The sequence below is a fragment of the Sphingomonas sp. GCM10030256 genome (genome assembly GCF_042666415.1).
In the GTDB taxonomy this organism is placed as follows: Bacteria; Pseudomonadota; Alphaproteobacteria; order Sphingomonadales; family Sphingomonadaceae; genus Sphingomicrobium.
The window spans coordinates 618,524-638,535 of sequence record NZ_JBHTDI010000001.1 but is presented as its reverse complement, the minus strand read 5'-3'; the positions used below and the strand labels follow the sequence as shown (position 1 = coordinate 638,535).

Annotated in this window: 22 protein-coding genes and 1 riboswitch; of the genes, 16 read left to right on the top strand and 6 right to left on the bottom strand. The window is 67.4% G+C overall.

Annotated elements, in window-relative coordinates; translation table 11 throughout:
• The first annotated feature begins 51 nt into the window (after nucleotides 1–51).
• A riboswitch (TPP riboswitch) is annotated at nucleotides 52–190 on the top strand.
• Nucleotides 191–217: 27 nt separating this feature from the next.
• The 3 genes from thiC (at nucleotide 218) to ACFQPG_RS03020 (ending at nucleotide 3,024) form a co-directional block, all read left to right on the top strand.
• Nucleotides 218–2,134, top strand: a complete 1,917-nt coding sequence (thiC, locus tag ACFQPG_RS03030) for a phosphomethylpyrimidine synthase ThiC (protein WP_380810176.1) — start codon at nucleotides 218–220, stop codon at nucleotides 2,132–2,134.
• Nucleotides 2,135–2,250: 116 nt separating this feature from the next.
• Nucleotides 2,251–2,697, top strand: coding sequence for a nuclear transport factor 2 family protein (locus ACFQPG_RS03025; RefSeq protein WP_380810175.1), 447 nt, complete (start codon nucleotides 2,251–2,253; stop codon nucleotides 2,695–2,697).
• A 162-nt stretch (nucleotides 2,698–2,859) separates the two neighbouring features.
• Nucleotides 2,860–3,024: a hypothetical protein gene (locus tag ACFQPG_RS03020; protein WP_380810173.1), complete on the top strand. Its 165-nt coding sequence runs from the start codon at nucleotides 2,860–2,862 to the stop codon at nucleotides 3,022–3,024.
• Nucleotides 3,025–3,190: 166 nt separating this feature from the next.
• On the opposite strand, the gene ACFQPG_RS03015 is transcribed toward ACFQPG_RS03020, so the two are convergent.
• The 4 genes from ACFQPG_RS03015 to ispG form a co-directional block, all read right to left on the bottom strand.
• Nucleotides 3,191–3,643 carry a YaiI/YqxD family protein gene (locus tag ACFQPG_RS03015; protein WP_380810172.1) on the bottom strand — a complete coding sequence of 151 codons (453 nt, stop codon included), beginning with the start codon at nucleotides 3,641–3,643 and terminating at the stop codon, nucleotides 3,191–3,193.
• A 194-nt stretch (nucleotides 3,644–3,837) separates the two neighbouring features.
• Entirely contained in the window at nucleotides 3,838–4,263 is a 426-nt protein-coding gene (locus ACFQPG_RS03010; protein ID WP_380810170.1) for a DUF1810 domain-containing protein, read from the bottom strand.
• A gap of 1 nt (nucleotide 4,264) precedes the next feature.
• Entirely contained in the window at nucleotides 4,265–4,588 is a 324-nt protein-coding gene (locus ACFQPG_RS03005; protein WP_380810168.1) for a zf-TFIIB domain-containing protein, read from the bottom strand.
• 86 nt (nucleotides 4,589–4,674) lie between these two features.
• On the bottom strand, nucleotides 4,675–5,817 hold the full coding sequence (gene ispG, locus ACFQPG_RS03000; RefSeq protein ID WP_380810166.1) for a flavodoxin-dependent (E)-4-hydroxy-3-methylbut-2-enyl-diphosphate synthase: 1,143 nt from the start codon (nucleotides 5,815–5,817) through the stop codon (nucleotides 4,675–4,677).
• Between the two features lie 98 nt (nucleotides 5,818–5,915).
• Between ispG and ACFQPG_RS02995 the strand changes: the two genes are divergently transcribed.
• From ACFQPG_RS02995 to ACFQPG_RS02975, 5 genes are all read left to right on the top strand, one after another.
• Entirely contained in the window at nucleotides 5,916–8,087 is a 2,172-nt protein-coding gene (locus ACFQPG_RS02995) for a TIR domain-containing protein (protein ID WP_380810165.1), read from the top strand.
• Between the two features lie 36 nt (nucleotides 8,088–8,123).
• Complete coding sequence (locus tag ACFQPG_RS02990; RefSeq protein ID WP_380810163.1) at nucleotides 8,124–8,555, top strand: hypothetical protein; 432 nt, start codon at nucleotides 8,124–8,126, stop codon at nucleotides 8,553–8,555.
• Between the two features lie 76 nt (nucleotides 8,556–8,631).
• Nucleotides 8,632–10,335, top strand: coding sequence for a DUF4231 domain-containing protein (locus ACFQPG_RS02985; RefSeq protein ID WP_380810161.1), 1,704 nt, complete (start codon nucleotides 8,632–8,634; stop codon nucleotides 10,333–10,335).
• Nucleotides 10,336–10,356: 21 nt separating this feature from the next.
• A complete protein-coding gene (locus ACFQPG_RS02980; RefSeq protein ID WP_380810159.1) occupies nucleotides 10,357–11,253 on the top strand; it encodes a S1/P1 nuclease in 897 nt (298 codons plus the stop codon).
• Between the two features lie 63 nt (nucleotides 11,254–11,316).
• A complete protein-coding gene (locus ACFQPG_RS02975; RefSeq protein WP_380810157.1) occupies nucleotides 11,317–12,219 on the top strand; it encodes an isoaspartyl peptidase/L-asparaginase family protein in 903 nt (300 codons plus the stop codon).
• 4 nt (nucleotides 12,220–12,223) lie between these two features.
• Here ACFQPG_RS02975 and ACFQPG_RS02970 read toward each other — a convergent pair whose 3' ends face one another.
• Nucleotides 12,224–13,822 (bottom strand): cisplatin damage response ATP-dependent DNA ligase, encoded by a 1,599-nt coding sequence (locus ACFQPG_RS02970; protein WP_380810155.1) that lies wholly within the window; start codon nucleotides 13,820–13,822, stop codon nucleotides 12,224–12,226.
• Nucleotides 13,823–13,987: 165 nt separating this feature from the next.
• Between ACFQPG_RS02970 and rpmG the strand changes: the two genes are divergently transcribed.
• Entirely contained in the window at nucleotides 13,988–14,155 is a 168-nt protein-coding gene (gene rpmG, locus ACFQPG_RS02965) for a 50S ribosomal protein L33 (RefSeq protein ID WP_294171859.1), read from the top strand.
• Nucleotides 14,156–14,285: 130 nt separating this feature from the next.
• Here rpmG and ACFQPG_RS02960 read toward each other — a convergent pair whose 3' ends face one another.
• Nucleotides 14,286–14,657 carry a response regulator gene (locus ACFQPG_RS02960; protein ID WP_380811687.1) on the bottom strand — a complete coding sequence of 124 codons (372 nt, stop codon included), beginning with the start codon at nucleotides 14,655–14,657 and terminating at the stop codon, nucleotides 14,286–14,288.
• 45 nt (nucleotides 14,658–14,702) lie between these two features.
• On the opposite strand from ACFQPG_RS02960, the gene ACFQPG_RS02955 reads away from it, so the two are divergent.
• The 7 genes from ACFQPG_RS02955 (at nucleotide 14,703) to ACFQPG_RS02925 (ending at nucleotide 19,977) form a co-directional block, all read left to right on the top strand.
• On the top strand, nucleotides 14,703–14,975 hold the full coding sequence (locus ACFQPG_RS02955) for a DUF3572 domain-containing protein (RefSeq protein WP_380810153.1): 273 nt from the start codon (nucleotides 14,703–14,705) through the stop codon (nucleotides 14,973–14,975).
• Nucleotides 14,972–15,589 carry an HAD family hydrolase gene (locus ACFQPG_RS02950; protein WP_380810151.1) on the top strand — a complete coding sequence of 206 codons (618 nt, stop codon included), beginning with the start codon at nucleotides 14,972–14,974 and terminating at the stop codon, nucleotides 15,587–15,589. The genes ACFQPG_RS02955 and ACFQPG_RS02950 overlap by 4 nt, the downstream gene beginning before the upstream one ends.
• Nucleotides 15,586–16,338, top strand: a complete 753-nt coding sequence (locus ACFQPG_RS02945; RefSeq protein ID WP_380810149.1) for an SDR family NAD(P)-dependent oxidoreductase — start codon at nucleotides 15,586–15,588, stop codon at nucleotides 16,336–16,338. Before ACFQPG_RS02950 ends, ACFQPG_RS02945 begins: the two co-directional genes overlap by 4 nt.
• A gap of 32 nt (nucleotides 16,339–16,370) precedes the next feature.
• Nucleotides 16,371–16,832: a RidA family protein gene (locus ACFQPG_RS02940; protein ID WP_380810147.1), complete on the top strand. Its 462-nt coding sequence runs from the start codon at nucleotides 16,371–16,373 to the stop codon at nucleotides 16,830–16,832.
• Nucleotides 16,807–17,517 carry a glycerophosphodiester phosphodiesterase family protein gene (locus ACFQPG_RS02935; RefSeq protein ID WP_380810145.1) on the top strand — a complete coding sequence of 237 codons (711 nt, stop codon included), beginning with the start codon at nucleotides 16,807–16,809 and terminating at the stop codon, nucleotides 17,515–17,517. Before ACFQPG_RS02940 ends, ACFQPG_RS02935 begins: the two co-directional genes overlap by 26 nt.
• Nucleotides 17,504–18,634, top strand: coding sequence for a GNAT family N-acetyltransferase (locus tag ACFQPG_RS02930; RefSeq protein WP_380810143.1), 1,131 nt, complete (start codon nucleotides 17,504–17,506; stop codon nucleotides 18,632–18,634). Before ACFQPG_RS02935 ends, ACFQPG_RS02930 begins: the two co-directional genes overlap by 14 nt.
• 329 nt (nucleotides 18,635–18,963) lie before the next feature.
• Nucleotides 18,964–19,977, top strand: coding sequence for a M10 family metallopeptidase C-terminal domain-containing protein (locus ACFQPG_RS02925; protein WP_380810141.1), 1,014 nt, complete (start codon nucleotides 18,964–18,966; stop codon nucleotides 19,975–19,977).
• Nucleotides 19,978–20,012: the final 35 nt, after the last annotated feature.

Here is a 20,012-nt window from a genome sequence, read left to right as displayed (position 1 = left end):
GTTTTCCGCGGCCACGCACTTGAACATGGGCTCGGCTTCCTTTCTAAGCCCGACTCATCCCCGGGGAGCCTGCTCCCGCCGCGACGTGTCGCTGGCGGGTAAACAATGGCTGAGAGGAGTGCGTGGCGGCACTCGACCCGCTGAACCTGATCCCGTTCACACGGGCGTAGGGAGGGAATGCGGGCCTCCCGTGTCCCTCCATTGGAGAGGACGAACCATGGCCGACATTCCTGCCCGCACAGAACTCAAAGTCACCACCGGCCCGATCCGCGGTAGCCGCAAGATCCACGTCGGCGCCCTGCGCGTCGCTATGCGCGAAGTGGTGCTGGAGCCCTCATGCGGAGAGCCGCCGGTCACCGTCTACGACCCGTCGGGCCCCTACACCGACCCCACCGCCCGCATCGACATCATGGCCGGCCTGCCCGAGCTCCGCCGCGACTGGATCCGCGCCCGCGGCGATGTCGAGGAGGTGCCGCAGCGTGAGGTCCGCCCCGAGGACAATGGCCAGCTCGGCCCCGACCGCTCGGGCGGTGTCCAGCCCTTCCCCAACGTCCGCAAGCGCGTCCTCCGCGCCAAGCCCGGCCACAACGTCAGCCAGATGCACTATGCCAAGCGCGGCATCATCACGCCCGAGATGGAATACGTCGCGATCCGCGAAAACCTCGGCCGCGAAGCCGCGCTCCAGCAGGCCCGCGACGGCGAGAGCTTCGGCGCAGCCATCCCAGACCACGTCACCCCCGAATTCGTCCGCGACGAGATTGCGCGAGGCCGGGCCATCATCCCCAACAACATCAACCACCCCGAATCCGAGCCGATGGCCATCGGCCGCAACTTCCTGGTCAAGATCAACGCCAACATCGGCAACTCGGCCGTCGCGTCCGACGTCGCCTCGGAAGTCGACAAGATGGTCTGGGCCACGCGCTGGGGCGCGGACACGGTCATGGACCTCTCCACCGGCCGCAACATCCACGACACGCGCGAGTGGATCATCCGCAACTCGCCCGTGCCGATCGGCACCGTGCCCATCTACCAGGCCCTGGAGAAGGTCGGCGGCATCGCCGAGGACCTCACCTGGGAGATCTTCCGCGACACCCTCATCGAACAGGCCGAGCAGGGCGTCGATTACTTCACCATCCACGCCGGCGTTCGCCTCCCGTATGTTCCGCTGACCGCCAAGCGCGTCACCGGCATCGTCAGCCGCGGCGGATCGATCATGGCCAAATGGTGCCTCGCCCACCACCGCGAGAGCTTCCTCTATGAGCGCTTCGACGAGATCAGCGAGATCATGAAGGCCTGCGACATCGCCTACTCGCTTGGCGACGGCCTTCGTCCCGGCTCCATCGCCGACGCCAATGACGAAGCCCAGTTCGCCGAGCTCTACACGCTGGGCGAGCTGACCAAGCGCGCCTGGGCACAGGACGTGCAGGTGATGATCGAGGGCCCGGGCCACGTGCCGATGCACAAGATCAAGGAGAATATGGACAAGCAGGTGGAGGCGTGCGGCGAGGCACCCTTCTACACGCTTGGGCCGCTGACCACCGACATCGCGCCCGGATACGACCACATCACGTCAGGTATCGGCGCGGCGATGATCGGTTGGTACGGCACGGCGATGCTTTGTTACGTGACTCCCAAGGAGCACCTCGGCCTCCCCGACCGCGACGACGTCAAGGTGGGTGTGGTCACCTACAAGCTTGCCGCTCACGCTGCCGATCTTGCCAAGGGCCACCCGGCCGCCAAGGTCCGCGACGACGCACTCTCCCGCGCCCGCTTCGAGTTCCGCTGGCGCGACCAGTTCAACCTGTCGCTCGACCCCGACACCGCCGAGCAATACCACGACCAGACTCTCCCCGCGGAAGGCGCCAAGACGGCGCATTTCTGCAGCATGTGCGGCCCCAAGTTCTGCAGCATGAAGATCACCCAGGAAGTCCGCGACTTCGCGGCCAAGCAGGAGGCGGGCGTGCTGAACAGCCCCTCCCCGGTCGCGCGCGAGGGACAGATTGGCGCAGCGAGCCAGGATGAGGGGGCGAGTGGAGGGGCCGACGCCCATGTACCGAGCGAGGTCGAGGCAGGCATGGCCGAAATGTCCGCCCGCTATCGCGAAGGCGGCGATCTCTACGTCCCCGCGAAGTAAAGGATCGTGCTATAAGTCGCGCCGTCAGCTTCCAGGCGAGTCGGTGTACGCGATGCCCGCCGCCGGACGTGGCGTCCGTCGGTGCGACGCAGCGCGCGATCCAGCGGAGACAGCCCATGTCCCAACAGAATCTGCAGGTCGTTCGCGGCCTTTATGACGCATTCAACCGTGGTGACCTCGACACCTTCAGCCGCGGCCTCGCCGCCAACCTCGAGTGGGCGGAGGCGGAGAATTCGCTGTGGGCCAGCGCCCAGCCCCAGCGCAGCTTCGCCGCGATCCAGAGCGAGGTGCTGGGACCGATCACCCGCGATTTCGACGGCTTCACCTGCAAGGTCGAGCAATATCTCGACGCCGGCGACCAGATTGTCACCACCGGCCGCTACGGCGGCAAGTGCAAGGAGACCGGCAATTCCCTGTCGGCGCAGTTCTGCCACATCCTCCACCTTGACCCTGACGGCAAGGTCGACGGTTTCCGGGAATATTGCGACACCATGGCCGAAGCCGAAGCGACGGGCTGGGCCAGGCCGATCGGAACGATGCAGGTTCCTCAATCCGTGATGTAAAGGAGCGCACGCGCCTCTCTCTCCCGTCGCCGGAAAGGCAGGGGCGGCGGTCCGACAACAAGGTGAAAGGTGTGCAAGAGCGGAACAAGGCATGGCCCAGAGGAGCAAGAAATACCGCGGGATCGGCAGCGAGCTCTGCATCGGCGACCGGACGAGCGACTGATGGCTGACCTCTACCTCAAGAAGCTCGAAGCCGAACGCAAGACCCTCTGGGCCACCTGCCGCCTCAAGGGCCTGCCCGGGGACTCCCCCGAACGCCAGCGCATCGCCGCCATCGACCAGGCGATCGCTGAGCATAGAGCGAAGCGGGAACGGGAGGAGGGTTGAGTAACGATGGCGCGATCTGGGATGACCAGACGGACCACGACCGAGGCCCTTCTCACGGAAGGCGTGAGACCTCGAAGGTGGGCTCATTGTGGGCTGAGGAAGTACCCGAGGAACGAGGTGGTCTCATTTGAGACTCCTTTTTGCAGCTCCCTAGCTGGAAGGGTGCTTAGCCAGCCACCCGCACCAAAGCCTCGTCCAACGCCTGCAGGAACCGCGAGCGATCCGCCTTCGCGAACGGCGCCGGCCCGCCCACCACATGGCCGCCGGCGCGCAGGTCGGCCATGATCGCCCGTGTGGCCACGGCGCCCCCGATGCTCGCGCCCGTGAACGGCTTGCCGTTGTGGCCCAGCACCGTCGCGCCCTTCTTCAGGCAACGATCGGCGAGCAAGATGTCGCTGGTGATCACCACTGCCCGCGCGTCCGCCGACTCCGCGATCCAGTCGTCGGCCGCGTCGAAGGGGTCGCTGACCACCAGCCGCTCAATCAGCGGATGGTCCGGCACGCGCAGCCGCATGTTGCTGACCACCACCACCGGCACCTCGCGGCGGAAGGCGACCCGGTAGACCTCCTCCTTCACAGGGCAGGCGTCAGCGTCGACCAGGACGCGCGGCGTGCTCAATCCTCGCGCTTGACGCTGCCCTTGGTCGACGGGTTGGCGGCGATGGTCTTTTCCTTCTTCGCCTTGGGTTTGCGCGCTTCCTTGTTCGACTTCATCTGACCCTTAGCCATGGCTCGCTCCTTGTTCGTGTCGGACGGTGGCCACCAACGCGTAACACCGCAGTCGGGCTCAGCGCCACCGCGTTCGGAATGCGGTCAGGCGAGCAACGCGATCGTCTGCTCGTCGCGCTGCCCGGCGTAGAAGGCTTCGAGCGCCCCGACGAACGGCTCACCCCCACCCGATTCGATGAACAGGGTCAGGCAGGACCGCAGCTTGGCCGCGTCCACGGGGCCGAGCATGTCCTCGGCGCTGCGCTGCCCGGCGTAGGCGAGGAGCGCGTCGACGCACTCCCGCAACCTTGGCCCGAGCACTGGGTGGGCGAGATAGGCCCGAGCCTCGCCCGGGCCGGCGATCCCGTAGAAGCTGGCCATGTCGCTCCGCCCGAGCCCGCGAAGCTGCGGCAGGACGAACCAGATCCAGTGCCCGCGCTTGCGGCCACCCCGAAGTTCGGCCAGCGCGGCGGCATAGGCCCCGTCCTGCGCCGCGACGAAGCGGGCGAGATCGTGGGGGTCGTCCTCCACCCTAGTCGAACAGCTCCTCCAGGAAGCTCTTGCGGCGTTTGTGGGGCTTGTGGCCGTAGCCGTGGCTATATTGCCCCTGCGGCGGATAGGGCGCCTGCGGGGGATAGCCGGGCTGGCCGTCCCAGGGGCCCGCCTGCGGCTGGGGCTGCTGCGGCGGGGCCTGCGGAGCGGGCTGGGCACTAGCGGCTTCGTTGTTGTTGCGCTCGATGATCTTGTCGAGCTCGCCCCGGTCGAGCCACACGCCGCGGCACTGCGGGCAATAGTCGATCTCGATCCCCGACCGCTCGCTCATCTGCAGCGTGGTTCCGTCGGATGGGCATTGCATCGCATGAACTCCTGATGGGCCTTTGTCTTCCCTTAGGTAGAGAGCGGCCAGTGAGGTACAAGCAACCCGCGTGGAGCGATCCGCCGCTATTCGGCGGCGCTCAGCTGCACGGCCGCGGCCGAAGCGACGCTGGCGGCTTCGATCTCCGCCGCCTTGGCCTCGACCAGCCGGACGATGTGATCGACCATGCCCTCGTCCTGGACATGGTGGTCGGTGACCCCCGAAAGGTAGACCATGTGCCGGCCGTTGCCGCCGCCGGTGACGCCGATGTCGGTCTCGCGAGCCTCGCCGGGGCCGTTGACGACGCAGCCGAGCACCGACAGCGACATGGGGGTGCGGATGTGCTGGAGCCGCTCCTCGAGCTTCTCGACCGTGCGGATGACGTCGAAGCCCTGCCGCGCGCAGGACGGGCAGGACACGACGCGGACGCCGCGGTTGCGAATACCGAGGCCCTTGAGGATCTCGTAGCCGACGCGGACCTCTTCCTCCGGCTCGGCGGACAGCGACACGCGGATCGTGTCGCCGATCCCGGCCCACAGCAGGTTGCCGATTCCGATCGCCGACTTGACCGTACCGCCGACGAGGCCGCCTGCTTCGGTGATGCCGAGGTGGAGCGGGCAGTCCACTGTCATCGCCAGCTGCTGGTAGGCGGCGACCGCCAGGAACACGTCGCTGGCCTTCACCGCGACCTTGTACTCGCGAAAGTCATGGTCCTCGAGCAGCCGGATGTGGTCCAGCGCGCTTTCCACCAGCGCTTCCGGGCAGGGCTCGCCGTACTTTTCGAGCAGGTGCTTCTCCAGGCTGCCGGCGTTCACGCCGATGCGGATGGCGCAGCCGTTGGCCTTGGCGGCGTTGACGACCTCGCGCACCCGGTCGGCCGAGCCGATGTTGCCCGGGTTGATCCGGAGGCAGGCTGCGCCCGCGTCCGCGGCTTCCAGCGCGCGCCGGTAATGGAAGTGAATATCGGCGACGATCGGCACCTTCGCCGCGCGGACGATCTCCTTCAGCGCCGCGGTGCTGTCCACGTCGGGACAGGACACGCGAATGATGTCCGCGCCTGCCTCCTCGCAGCGGCGGATCTGGTCGATCGTCGCACGGGCGTCCGACGTAAGCGTGTTGGTCATCGTCTGGACGGTGATCGGTGCATCGCCGCCGACCGGCACGGCGCCGACCATGATCTGGCGGGACGGCCGGCGCTCGATCGTGCGCCACGGACGGATGGAGGACATGGCAGCGATATAGGCCGAACGGCCCAGCCCGCCAAGGCGCGGGCCGCTGCGTCGCGGCTCCGGTGATTTTCTGTTATCCACGGCTGTCCAGACTCGGGGTGCCTCGATTGGAAGCTTCGGTCGTCCTGCCACGAACCGGCCCCGCCCGCGCCCGTCGCCCTAGCGGCCGACCGTCCGTCAGCCAGCGCTATTGGGCGTTCCTGAGCTACGCGCACGAGGATTCCGCGACCGCCGACTGGCTGCACGCGGCGCTGGAGCGGTTTCGGGTCCCGCCGGCGTTGGTCGGTCGCCTGACCGAGATGGGGCCAGTGCCGAGCCGGCTCACTCCCATCTTCCGCGACCGGCACGAACTGGCGGCGGCGCACAGCCTGTCGGACGAGATCGAGGAGGCGATCGCCGGTTCCCGCTTCCTTCTGGTGCTGTGCTCGCCGGCCGCGGCCCAGTCGCGCTGGGTGAACGAGGAGATCGCCTGCTTCAAGAAGCTGCAGTCGGAGGAACGGGTGCTGGCGGCGATCGTCGCGGGCGAGCCGTTTGCCAGCGATCTGCCGGGACGCCAGGCGGAAGAATGCTTCCCGCCGGCGCTGCGGACGCATTTCAATCATCGCGGGCTGCCGACCAGCCGCCGCGCGGAGCTGGTCGCGGCCGACATCCGCGACACCGGTGACGGGCGCAGGGCGGCCCTCCTCAAGATCGTCGCGGGAATGCTCGGCGTCGGGCTCGACGAACTTGTCCAGCGCGAGGAGGTGCGGAGGCACCGGCGCACTAAGCTGATCGTCGCGGCGTCGGTCGCAGGGATGCTGTTCACCACGGGCCTGTCGGTCACCGCGTTGCAGGCCAGGGATGCAGCGCGGGACCAGCGGCGCGAGGCCGAGGGGCTGATCGGCTTCATGCTCGGCGACCTGCGCGACAGGCTGGAGCCGATCGGGCGTCTGGATGTGCTGGACTCGGTCGGGGCCCGGGTGCTGGGCTATTACGAGAAGCAGGACACGGCCGCCTTGTCCGACGCGGCACTTGCCCAGCGCTCACAGGCGCTGACGCTGATGGGCGAGATGGCGAATGCGCGCGGTGACCTGGACGGCGCGCTGCGGCGCTACCGGCAGGCCGAGGCCGGGACGGCTGAAGCCTTGCGGCGCAAGCCGGACGTGCCGGATCACCTGTTCAACCATGCCCAGAATGTGTTCTGGGTCGGCTACATCGATCGGCAGCGTGGCAAATTGCCAAAGGCGGAGGCAGCATTCCGTGAGTACCGCCGACTGGCCGACCGGATGGTGGCGCTCGCCCCCGACCAGCCCAAGTACCGACTGGAGCAACTCTATGCCGACAGCAGCCTTGGTGCCGTGCTGATGGACCAGCGGCGGAACCGGGAAGCAGGCGAAGTCTTCCAGCGCATGGTCGAGCCGGTCGAGACGTTGGCGGCCCAGCAGCCCGGCAACGTGGAGGTACAGCAGCTTTTCTCGGAGAACCTCGCGTGGCTGGCCGATGCGCGGGAAAAGACGGGGCAGCTGGATGAAGCGACCGGGCATCGGCAGCGGCAGCTGGCGCTGCTGCTGCGCTACAGGAGCCGGTTCCCTGAGGACACGACGTTGCGCCGGCAGGAGATGAGCACCCGGCGTGCCCTTGCCCGGCTTCTCGCCGAGCGCGGCGCGGTGGGACCGGCGCTCGCGCAATATGCGGCTGCGTCGGCCATCGGAGAGGAGCTGGAGCGGACGGAGCCGGCCAATACCGAGTGGCTTCAGGCGAGCGCCAATGCCAATTTCGAGCGAGCGGAGCTGGAGCTCGCGGCTGGGCGGACCAAGGTGTCGGCGGCGGTGGCCCGCTCCGCCTGCGAGACGGGCGCCAAGCTGCTTCGCCGCGATCGCAGCGTCGACCATTGGCGGACCGGCCTGCGCCTGCAATGCCTTGAGACCCTGGGGCGAGTGGCGCGGGCCAGAGGGGACATGGACGAAGCCCTCCGGCTTGCCCGCCAGCAGCTGGCCCTGGCGCGCACCGAGCGCCGCCCGGTCGACCGCGGCTTCGCCCTGGCTGCGGCCGAGACTTCGCTGGGCGAGGCTCTCGCCCCCCGCGACCCCCAAAGCGCGAAGGGCGCCTATCAGCGGGCGCTCGCCGCCTGGCCGGGCAGGGTCGAGGTCACCCCGCGGCAGATCGCCGCCAAGGCGATCCTGCTTCGCCGCGCCGGACGGGGGGCCGAGGCCCAGCCGCTTGCCGGTCAGCTGGCGACGATGGGCTATCGCGATCCGGCCTACCTTCGCGCGATCAGCGCGGGAAGCTGAACAGCACGGACACTCGACAGCACAGGAGAACAGGCGATGGGAATGCAGTCGGAGCAGGGTGGCCAGCCGGCGCAACAGACGGCCGAGAAGATCGACGTTTTCCTGAAGGCGCGCGGCAGTGGGCCTGACCTGGAGTGGGACCTCGGCCTCCAAGACCCGCCGAAAGAGGGCAAGGAGCCGATCGACGTGCCTCCCGGCCTGGGGCGCGATATCGTCTTCCACCTCCGGTCGGGAGGCCCCGGCGTCAACTTTCTCCCGAGCGACCCCATCTGGGTTCAGGAAGGCGGCAACTGTCCGCCAAAGCCGGGCAGCACGAGCGGACAGGTCTCGGTGACCGACTGCAAACCCAACAAGCTGACTATTCACGACGTCAACACGGAGAAGCGGGACCTGATCTACCAGCTGAACTTCACCGGCGGCGCTCCGCCGTGCGATCCGCTGATCCGCAACGGAGGCAGCTTCGCATAAGGCGCCGCCGAAGGTCCGCTTCGCGCTAGGGGTGGGGATCACCGGGCATCGGAGGGAGGCGCTTGCCCCTGCTCTGATGCCACGGCTGCGGGCCAGTCTCGCCGGCTCGCTCGACCTGCTGAGAAGCCGGGCGCTGGCGCTGCTGCAGGCGGAAGCGGACTGGTTCGAGGACGCCGAACCGCGTTTCACCCTGGTGTCGCCGCTTGCCAGCGGTGTCGACCAGATCGCCGCGCGCGCCGCGCTGGACGCGGGGTGGGAACTGCAGGCCGTGCTCCCGCTGCGCCGCGGTGACTATCGTGCGCTGCAGGATACGGACTCGGCGCGCGAGCTGGATGCCCTTCTCGCCGCCGCAACATGCGTACTGGAGTTGCCGGGCGACGCCGACGATCCGCTGGACGCTTACGTCATGGCGGGGCGGGCGACGGTGGCTCATGCCGACCTGCTGGTCGCGGTTTGGGACGGCCTGCCGGCGCGTGGGCGCGGAGGAACCGCGCAAACGGTGGAAACGGCGCTCCTCCGGGGAACCCCGATCCTTCATCTGCCGGTGGACCAGGCCGAGCCGCGTCTGCTGTGGAGCGCCCTCGATCCCGCCGTCATTACGCACACCGGCAACCATCGAGGAAGCCCGGCGACGTCCGACCTCGTCGGCCGGGTGCTCGCCTCCCTGCTCGCGCCGCCCCGCAGCGAGATCGAGCGCCGTTTTTATGGCCGCTTCCTCAGCGAGCGGCCGTACAGCCTGCGCTGGCGAATCGAGTATCCGCTGCTGATGACTCTCGCTGGAGCCCACCGCCTGTCGCGTTCGGACCTGCTGGCTCGGCCGGGCGTCGATGCGATGCGCACCGAATGGCAAAGTTATCGCGACCAGTGCGTCGGCTGCCACGGGGTCAAGGCGGAGATCGATTGGCTGGAAGAGGCCTATGCCTGGGCCGACCGGCTCGCGACTCATTTCGCCCAGGCTTATCGCAGCAGCCACATCTTCAACTTCCTGCTCGCTGCCACCGGTGCGCTGATCGGACTGAGCGGATTGGTCACCGAGATCGATCCCACAGCGGCTGCGGTTGCGGAATTCCTCATCATCGTGGCGGTCGTCGCCAACACCCTGTGGGGCTCGCGCCGCTGCTGGCACCAGCGCTGGCTCGATTATCGCCAGCTGGCCGAGCGCCTGCGGCCGATGCGCAGTCTCAAGTTGCTCGGGATCGCCGCGCCCGACCCTCCCGGATCCACGGCCGAGCCGATCGCGTCGCGCTGGGTGGACTGGTACGCCGGCAGCGTGTGGCGAAGCGCCGGCTGCCCGTCAGGGCAGCTGACGCCGGAGCGGGCGCGGACACTGGCCGAAGCGATCGCTGCCCGGGAGCTGGACCCGCAGATCGCCTATCATCGCCGCAGTGCGGCGCAGAGCCGCCGGTTCGACGAGCGGCTCGAAACGGTGGCGTTGACCCTGTTCAGCTGCACGATCCTCGTGTCCCTGGCGGTCATCGTCGGGCTGCAGGTCGTGCCCGATCTCGTCGCGGCGCATTCCGGCGCCATCACCTTCCTGTCCGCCGGGCTTCCCGCGGTTGGCACCGCCATTTTCGGGATCAGGGTGCAGGGGGACTACGGCAATGTCGCCGCTCGGTCGGGCAACACGGCCATTCTGCTGGAGCGGGTGTCCGCCGAGCTCGGCGCGGGCGCGTCGCTGGACCGCGCTGCCGACCTGACCGAACAGGCGGCCCGGATCATGTTCCAGGACCTCGATCAGTGGCGGCTGGTTGCCGAGCTGCACGAACTGTCGGTCGGCTAGCGAGGTACGGGCGGGGACGCTATGACGTCGCCCGTGCCGATCGTCAGACTGCTTGCCGCACTGTTGTGCGCGCTTTTCGCCGCCACGCCCGCCGCGGCTTACTGGGAATATGGCCACGAGACCGTGGCGCGGATTGCGATGGACTCGGTCAAGCCGGAGACCCGGCGCGAGATCCAGGCGCTGCTCCGCCAGGGGCGGCTGCTCGATACCCCGACCTGTCCGGTGGCGACGATCGAACAGGCGAGCGTGTGGGCCGACTGTATCAAGCCGCTCGGGGACCGGTTCAGCCATGCCTTCCCGTGGCATTACCAGAACGTCGATATCTGCAAGCCATTCAGCCTCAAGGAGGCGTGCAAGGACGGCAATTGCGTGTCGGCCCAGGTCGAGCGGCAGGCGCGACTCCTGGCCGACAAGAGCGTTCCGGTACGCGAGCGCCTCAGCGCGCTGGCCTTTCTGGTGCACTTCGTTGGCGATCTTGCGCAGCCGATGCATGCCGGCGACCGCGGCGACCGCGGCGGGAACGACGTCAAGGCGAACTATGGCCTGATCGGCGGGCGGGCCAACCTCCACAGCATCTGGGACGGCTACCTGCCGGAGCGCGCGATCACCACACCGCCGGCGGGAGCGCGGGCCTTGCTGGATGCGGTGCCGCCGTCCGAGCGGCCGGCAATGGCTGCCGGGAGCGTGGAGGACTGGAGCCGCGAGAGCTGGCAGGCGGCGCGCGACTTTGCCTACGGCTCGCTCCTCGGCGAGCCCTGCGGCCCACTCCCAACCGAGCGACCGACCCTGACCGAAGCCAAGGTCCAGGCGCTGATCGCACCGGTCCGCATGCAGGTGGTCAAGGGCGGGCTGCGGCTGGCGCGGCTGCTCGACGAGGCGTTGCTGGAGGGTAAGGCACCGGCCCCGCGGCGCGATTAGCTGCCGGTGCGCCTTGCAAGCCAACGGGTAGCTCTGCACCGCATCGGCGGCTAGGGCTCGGGCATGACGAACTGGCAATTGATGATCCACGGCGGCTGCGGGTCGATGCGGCTGACGGCGGAGGAAGAGCGGGCCGGGCGGGCCGGGTTGAACTCGGCACTGGACGCCGGAGAAGCGATTCTCGCGCGCGGAGGCGATGCGCTGGACGCAGTCGAGGCCGCGGCGCGCGTGCTGGAGGACCACCCCAGCTTCAACGCCGGGCGCGGCAGCGTGCTGACCCACGACGGGCACATCGAGCTTGACGCGGCGATCATGGACGGGCGGACGCGCTCGGCGGGAGCGGTGGCGGGGCTGCGCACGGTGCGCGCTCCGATCAGTGCGGCACGCGCGGTGATGGAGCGCAGCCCGCACGTCCTGCTGTCGTTCGACGGCGCGGAAGAGTTCGTCCGCGAGCAGGGGCTGGAGACCGTCGATCCGAGCTGGTTCGAGATTCCCGAGCGGCGGGCAATGCTCGACCGGGTGCTGGCGGAAGGCGGCGCCTTCGATGCCGACGTGAAATATGGAACGATCGGCGCTGTTGCAGCGGACGTGAACGGCCACGTCGCCGCGGCCACCTCGACCGGCGGCCTCACCGCGAAGCGCTGGAACCGGATCGGCGATTCGCCGCTGATTGGCGCGGGCACCTACGCCGACGACCGCGCCGCCGCCATCAGCGCGACCGGCTCGGGCGAGTATTTCATCCGCACCGTGGCGGCACATGAGCTGTGCGCACGCATGCGGATGAAGGGCGAAGACCTGCAGACCGCGCTTGACGGGGTGCTGGCCGAGATTGGCGCGCTTGGCGGAAAGGGCGGCATGATTGCCGTGTCGCCGGCCGGAGAAGCGGCGTGGGGCTTTACCACCGCCGGCATGTATCGCGGCAAGGTCAGTGCGAGCGGCCGCGAAGTGGCGGTGCACGGCGCATAGGCGCTCACGTCACCATCGCCAGCAAGGTTTCCACCCGGTCGGCCTCATCCGCCGGCTTGTCGGTGCGAATCCGGCTGATCCGGGGAAAGCGCATGGCAAGGCCGGAGCGGTGGCGCTTGGACAGGTGGATCGAGTCGAACGCCACTTCCAGCACCAGCGTCTTTTCGACTTCGCGCACGGGGCCGAAGCGGTTGACGGTCTTCTGCCGGACGAAGCGGTCGAGCCATTTCAGCTCCTCGTCGGTGAAACCCATATAGGCTTTGCCGACCGGAAGCAGTTCGCCCTCTTCGTTCCAGCAGCCGAAGGTGTAGTCGCTGTAAAAGGAGGAGCGCTTTCCCGACCCGCGCTGGGCGTACATCATCACGCAATCGGCGGTCAGCGGATCGCGCTTCCATTTGTACCATAGCCCGACTCTGCGCCCCGCAACGTAGGGCGAATCGCGGCGCTTCAGCATCATCCCCTCGATGGAAGCGTCGCGGGCGCCAGAGCGGATTTCCTCCAATCGCTCGAAGCTGTCGGCCTCGATCAAGACGGACAGGTCGAACCGCTCCGGATCGAGCTGCGGCATGTAGGCTTCCAGGCGCGTCCGCCGCTCGGTCCAGCCGAGCTCGCGCAGGTCCTCCTGCCCGTCGAACAGCAGGTCGTACAGCCGGACAAAGGCCGGATAGTCCGCCTGATGCTTGGCGCTGACTACCTTGCGCCCGAGCCGCTGCTGGAGTGCGTTGAAGCTGGCCGCTGCGCCGCCATGCTCGTCCGCTCCCTGCCCGGCGCCCCGGACCAGCAGCTCGCCGTCGAGGACGCCGGGGGTGCGGAAGGCGGCCGCGATCTCGGGAAAGCTGCGGGTGATGTCGTCCCCGGTGCGGCTGTAGAGGCGAGTGTCTCCCCCGGCATGGACCAGCTGCACCCGGATGCCGTCCCACTTCCACTCGGCGGCATAATCGGCGAGCTCGACCTTTCCCTGATCGAGCGGGTGGGCGAGCATGAACGGACGGAATACGGGAACGTCGCGCACGGTCGGCTGCTCGGCGCGCCCCTCGCCCCAGGCGAACAGTTCGAGGTATGGCGGCCGCAGCCCGTGCCACACTTCCTCGACCTGCTCGACGTCGATCCCGAAGGCGTCGGCGAAGGCCTGCTTGGCGTTGCGTGCGCTGATCCCGACGCGCAGCTCTCCGGTCGCAAGCTTGAGCAACGCGAAGCGGCCGGACGCGTCGAGATGATCGAGCATACGCGCCAGCACCCGCGGAGCGTCCGACCGGCTTACGGCGCGCAATTGCTCCACCGCGTCGGCAATCCCGACTGTACCGTCGTCCAGATCCGGCGGCTCGCCCTCCGGCACTGGCCACAACAGCGACACGGTTTCGGCGAGATCGCCGACGTAGTTGTGGCTCATTCGAAGCAGCAGCGGGTCGACCCTTTCCTCCGCAAGCCCGCGAATGACGGCGCTCTTCACCGCGGGAATGTCGAGCGAGCCGGTGAGCGCGGCCAGCGCTATGCCGCGGTCGGGATCGGGTGTGCGCCGGAGATAATCACCGATCAGCTTCAGCTTGGCGTTGCGCGAGCGGGTATAGACAAGCGAATCGAGGAGCTGGGAAAAGGCGCGCATCGGCGGCTCAATGCGCGGAGGCCGCGGTCGGGTCCGTAACGACCGGCCAAGCACCCCGGCCAGGGCCAGGGAACCTTGACAAGGCGGCCCCCTCCCGTCATGGAGCCGCGGTTTCCGAGCGGCGCGCAGCCGCTCTTTGTTTTTGCACAATCAGGACTTTTTGCGATGGCCAAGCCGGCAACCGTCAAGATCAAGCTCGTCAGCACGGCCGACACCGGCTTCTTCTACGTAACCAAGAAGAACCCGCGCAACCAGACCGAGAAGATGAGCTTCCGCAAGTATGACCCGGTCGTGCGCAAGCACGTCGAGTTCAAGGAAGCGAAGATCAAGTGACGTCCCTCTAAGGACGTCATCCCGGCGAAGGCCGGGATCCAGCTAACGGGAACCGCGGCAGCGGCTCAGGGGCGCTCCCGCGCCCCTTTTCTGTTGCGGACTGGACTCCGGCCTTCGCCGGGGTGCGAGATCAGGCCACTGGCTCCTTGCGCTCCAGCAGCGCCGTCACCTCCTCCACGAATCGCACCACCGAGATCGGCTTCGACACATACGCCTGCGCCCCCGCGGCGCGGATCCGGTCCTCGTCTCCTGCCGCGGCATAGGCGGTCACCGCCATGATCGGCACGCTCGAAAGCGCCTCGTCCGCGCGATACTGGCGGATCAGTTCCAGTCCGCTGATATGTGGCAGCTGGATGTCGGTGATGATCAGGTCGGGCCCGAACGCCCGCGCGCGTTCGAACGCAGTGCGGCTGTCGGTCACCGCCTCCGGTTCATGGCCGTGGGCGGCAAGCAGGTCGCAGAACAGCTTGATGTTGAGAGCATTGTCTTCGACAACCAGGATCTTGGCCAAGAACTTGCTCCCCACTCACCTGAAGCATCATAATCGATGATCACCTCCCCCACAAACGAGGCCGATCCGCTGTCGGTTGCCCTGCAGGCGCTCGCTGTCACACTTTCGGACGAACGGCGCGCCCTTCGCCTGCTCGATCTCAGCGGTCTCGACCCCGAGGACCTGCGCGATCGCGCGGGCGACCCCGCCCTGCTCGCCTCCGTGCTGCTCTTCCTGGAAGCGCACGAACCGGACCTGCTCGCGGTAGCCGACGCCCTCGGGCGCAAGCCGGCCGAGCTGGTCGCCGCGCGTGAGGTGCTCGAGCGATGAGCCGGCCGATCCTGATCAGCGACTGCGACGAAGTGCTGCTGCACATGGTCAGCCACTTCGCCGATTGGCTGGACGAGGAGCATCGCATCCTGTTCGACCTCGGCCAGCCCGACTTCCGCAGCGCGCTGACCTTCGCCGCCGATGGGGGTCCGGTTCCTGAAGAGCAGATCTGGCCGCTGCTCGACGGCTTCTTCCGCTCCGAGATGCACCGCCAGACGCCCGTGCCCGGCGCGCTCGAAGCGCTCGGCCGGATCGCCGAGATCGCGGACATTGTCATCCTCACCAACCTCGGCGACGAGGCTCACCCGTGGCGGGTCGAGCAGCTTGCCGCCCACGGCATCACCCACGAGGTCGTGTGCAACCGCGGTGGCAAGGGCGAGCCGCTCAAGGCCATCGTCGCGCGCCACGGCGCTAGTCGAAGCGTATTCGTCGACGATCTTGCCGTTCACCATGCCTCGGTCGCCAAGCATTCACCCGACACAATCCGCCTGCACATGATCGCCGAGCCGCGGCTGGCAGCGGTCACTCCGCCCGCTCCGCATGCCCACATGCGGATCGACGACTGGCCCACGGCCGCGACATGGATCATCGAGCAGCTCAGGGACCGCACATGACCAGCACCATCCTCATCACCGGCGCGACCGCAGGCATCGGCGCCGCGAGTGCCCGGCTGTTCGTGCACAACGGCTGGCGAGTGATCGCGACCGGCCGCCGCGGCGATCGGCTGCGGGCGCTGCAGGACGAACTCGGCGACGCTCTGCTGCCCCTGGAGCTGGACATGCGAGACACCGAGTCGCTGCTGCGCCTCGGTGAACTGGGAGGCGAGTGGGGCGAGATCGACCTGCTGCTCAACAATGCCGGCCTCGCCCCGCCCACCGATGCGCTGCAGGATGCCGACTATCCCAAGCTGGAAACCAGCATCCAGACCAACGTCACCGGGCTGGTGGCGCTGACCCGATCGCTGCTTCCCGGGATCATCCGCCGCAAGGGCGCGGTGATCAACCTGTCGTCGGTCGCCGCGACCTATCCTTACCGGGGCGGAGCGGTGTACGCCGGTACCAAGGCGTTCGTCCGGCAATTCTCCCTCGACCTGCGCTGCGACCTTGCAGGCACTGGCGTTCGAGTCACGTCGATCGAGCCGGGGATGGCCGAAACCGAGTTCACCCTGGTTCGCACCGGCGGCGACCAGGCCGCGTCGGACTCGCTTTACGCTGGTGTCGAGCCGATGACGGCGGAGGACATCGCGGACACCATCTGGTGGATCGCGACCCTTCCGCCGCACCTCAACATCAACACCATCGAGCTGATGCCGACGCGGCAGAGCTTCGCCGGCTTCACCGTGTCGCGGACGGACCAGGCTTGACCGTCGCTGCCTACCGGTGTTGAGCCCTGCATATGAGCATTGAACAGCGCATCGCCGAACTCGGCATCACCCTTCCCCAGCCCGCCGCTCCGGTGGCGTCCTATGTCCCGGCGGTGGAGGCCAATGGCCTGCTTCACATCAGCGGCCAGATCAGCTTTGCCGAGGACGGCAGCCTGATCACCGGTCGAGTCGGCGAGAACGTCGATCTTGAGGGCGGACAGGCGGCTGCCCGGCGTTGCGGGATCATGCTGCTGGCGCAGATGAAGGCCGCACTCGGGTCGCTCGACCGCGTGGAGCGGATCGTCAAGCTTGGCGTGTTCGTCAACAGCGCCGGGGATTTCACCGATCAGCCCAAGGTCGCCAACGGCGCCTCCGAGCTGATGCAGGACGTCTTCGGCGAGGCTGGCCGCCATGCGCGCTCGGCGGTCGGCGTTCCGGTTCTCCCGCTCGGCGTCGCCGTCGAGGTGGATGCGGTTGTCGCCATCCGCGACTGATCCGCTCGACCCTGGGCCCAAGGGCTTTGCCCATCGCGGGCTGCACTCCGGTACCGCGATCCCCGAGAACAGTCTCCTCGCGTTCGCCGCGGCGCTTGAACTCGGCGCGGGGATCGAGTGCGACCTGCGCCTGACCGCGGATGGCCGTGTGCTGGTCTTTCATGACTCCACCGGCAGGCGTCTGTGCGGCAGCCCGCTCAGGATAAGCGGATCGACCCACGCCGAACTCTCTCGGCTGCGGGTTGGCGAGCATTCGATCCCGACGCTCGAAAGCCTGTTTCAACTTGTCGGCGGACGGGCGCCCCTGCTGCTGGAGGTCAAGGTCGAGCGAGACTTGTGGCGCTGGGTTCCCGCACTCAGGGCCGCGCTGGCGGACTATGAGGGCCGGGTTGGGGTCATGAGCTTCGACCCCAGGCTGGTCCGGCTGTTAGCGACCAACCTGCCGCACCTTCGCCGGGGACTGGTGATGCGGGACCGCTGGCCGGCGTGGAAGCGCGGCGCGGCATTGTGGCTGGCCAAACCGGATTTTCTCGCCGTGGAGACCCTCGCGGCGCCGAAGCCTTGGGTCCAGCGGCAGCGGCGGCGGCAACCGGTCTACAGCTGGACCGTGCGCACTGCGGCAGATCGCAAAACGCTGGCGGATCAAGTGGATGCCCTTATCTGGGAAGACGATGGCCGACCGTGAGCCCGACATCGTCGCCCGGCTGGCACCGGGCATCGCGTCCATCCCGGCTGCCAAATGGGACGCCTTGGTCGGGACCGCCGATCCGTTCGTCAGCCACGCCTTTCTTCAAGCACTGGAGGAGTCGGGCAGTGTCGGCGAACGGACCGGCTGGTCCCCGCTGCCGATCCTGATCGAGGAAGCCGGGCGCACGGTCGCGGCCGCGCCCGTTTATCTCAAGTCGCACAGCCAGGGCGAATATGTGTTCGATCATGGGTGGGCCGACGCGTGGCAGCGCGCGGGCGGCGATTATTATCCCAAGCTGCAGATCGCCGTGCCGTTCACCCCGGTTCCGGGACGGCGCTTGCTGGGGGATCGGCCCGAGGCGCTGCTCGCCGCGGCCGAGGCGGTGGTCGAGCAGAACCAGCTGTCGTCCGCCCACGCCACCTTCATCGCGGACCGCGAGCAGGCTCTGTTCGAGGCGCGCGGGTGGCTGATCCGCGAGGGGCTGCAATACCACTGGCTGAACCGCGGCTACCGCTCGTTCGACGACTTCCTCGGCGCGCTGTCCAGCCGCAAGCGCAAGGCGATCCGCAGAGAACGGGCGGCAGCACGCGATGGGCTGGAGTTCCAGGCGCTGACCGGCGCGGACATCGGGGCGGAGCATTGGGACGCGATGTGGCGGTTCTATCAGGACACGGGGTCGCGAAAGTGGGGCCGGCCGTATCTGACCCGCCGCTTCTTCGACCTGCTGGGCGAGCAGCTGGGTGACAGGGTGCTGTTGCTGCTGGCGCTGCGTGGAGGCACGCCGATCGCCGGAGCGCTGAACCTGATCGGGAGCGACACGCTGTACGGGCGCTATTGGGGTGCCGCGGAAGAGGTCCGCTTCCTCCACTTCGAGCTGAGCTACTACCAGGCGATCAAATGGGCGATCGATCACCGCCTCACCAGCGTCCAGGCGGGCGCGCAGGGCGAGCACAAGCTGGCGCGAGGCTACGAGCCGGTCATCACCCGCTCGGCGCACTTCATCCCCGATGCGGGGTTCAGGAACGCGGTCGCCCGGTTCCTTGAGGAGGAGCGAACCGTGATCGCATTCGAACTCGAGGCGATGCGTGCGGAGTTGCCATACCGCCAAGACTGAAAGGCAGGCCGTCGACGCCAATGTTCACGGTGACGAGCCCAGAAAAGACAGGTTTATTGGTTTTCGGGTCGTCCCGCGAGGAAGGGCCCGCGATGTCAAAGAGCAATTGGGACTGCAGCAGGGCAAGTCCTATTGTTCAAGAACCATTCGGATGCCGGCTGTGCATGGAAGTCTCGCAAGCCGATGCCAGGCAATGACTAGGAACAGGGCCTAGTTCGTCGAGCCCAGTCCTGCTCCTGGCAAGTTCATGTTAGAAAACCTTGGGTTTCGGAGCCCTCAATGATGGTCGCCATCACTTGGGCCCGTCTCGAGCTCGCAAGGAGGATCCCATGCCCAGGCCAGCAGCGAACGCCAAAGGCAATACCCATGGATCGAAGGGCAATGACGGCATCATTGGGAGTCCAGGCAAGGATGTCATCAACGGTCGTGGTGGCGATGACACGATCAATGGCCTCGAGGGAAACGATACGCTTCGCGGAGGCTCGGGCAACGATATCCTGATCGGCGGCGTCGGGAGCGATCGCCTTGCCGGTGGCCGCGGCAGCGACACGTTCCGGTATCTCACTTTGGCTGAGTCGAATGCGTCCAGCGGCATCGACCTGATCAGCGACTTCGATCCGTCCGAGGACACCATCGATCTCAGCGCTCTTGGCGGTATCATCTGGGTGGCGTCGTATCAGTCAGGAATGACGTCGGTGCTGCAGGCAGTGCTGACCCAAGACGGACCGAACCGCAGCACCATTTCGATCTACAACGGCAGCTCGGAACCGGCTTTCGAGGCCAAGGTCGCCGGCCATCTGTCTTCTCCGACAGGGATCGTCGGCGTTTTCTCACCATTGCTGGTGACCTTCGAGGATGTGGTAGACGAGCCCACCGGCACGGAGGATCCGGTGCCAAATGGCTACTACGGCTTCGATTGGGTCGTGCCTGATACCCTGGACGTTGGCGATGATACCCTATTCGTCCTGATCGAGAGCCGGGCCTCAATTGCCGGAACGGGCTACCAGCTCGGAAGCATCGATCCGGGAGAATGGGTCGCCTACACGCCCAACGGATCTCAGCCCGTCACCATCACCCGGTCGGACGGTTCCGATTTCATCTTCGATCAAGTGTACCTGACCGCGGCCTGGGACGAGCTCCAGGCGGTTACGCTCACGGGATACAACGATGGCGAGGTGGTCGGCACGTTTTCCGGAACGATCAACAACGATGAGCCGACGCTGATCGATGTCGATTGGAGCGCAATCGATACGCTCGTAATCAACAACAGCACGTTGATCGGAGACGGCGGCACATTCCCCCGTCCCAACCTCGTGCTTGATAACTTCCTTTTCTACGTCTGACCCTCCCGCGCCTCAACGGCGCCGGGCGGGATGCG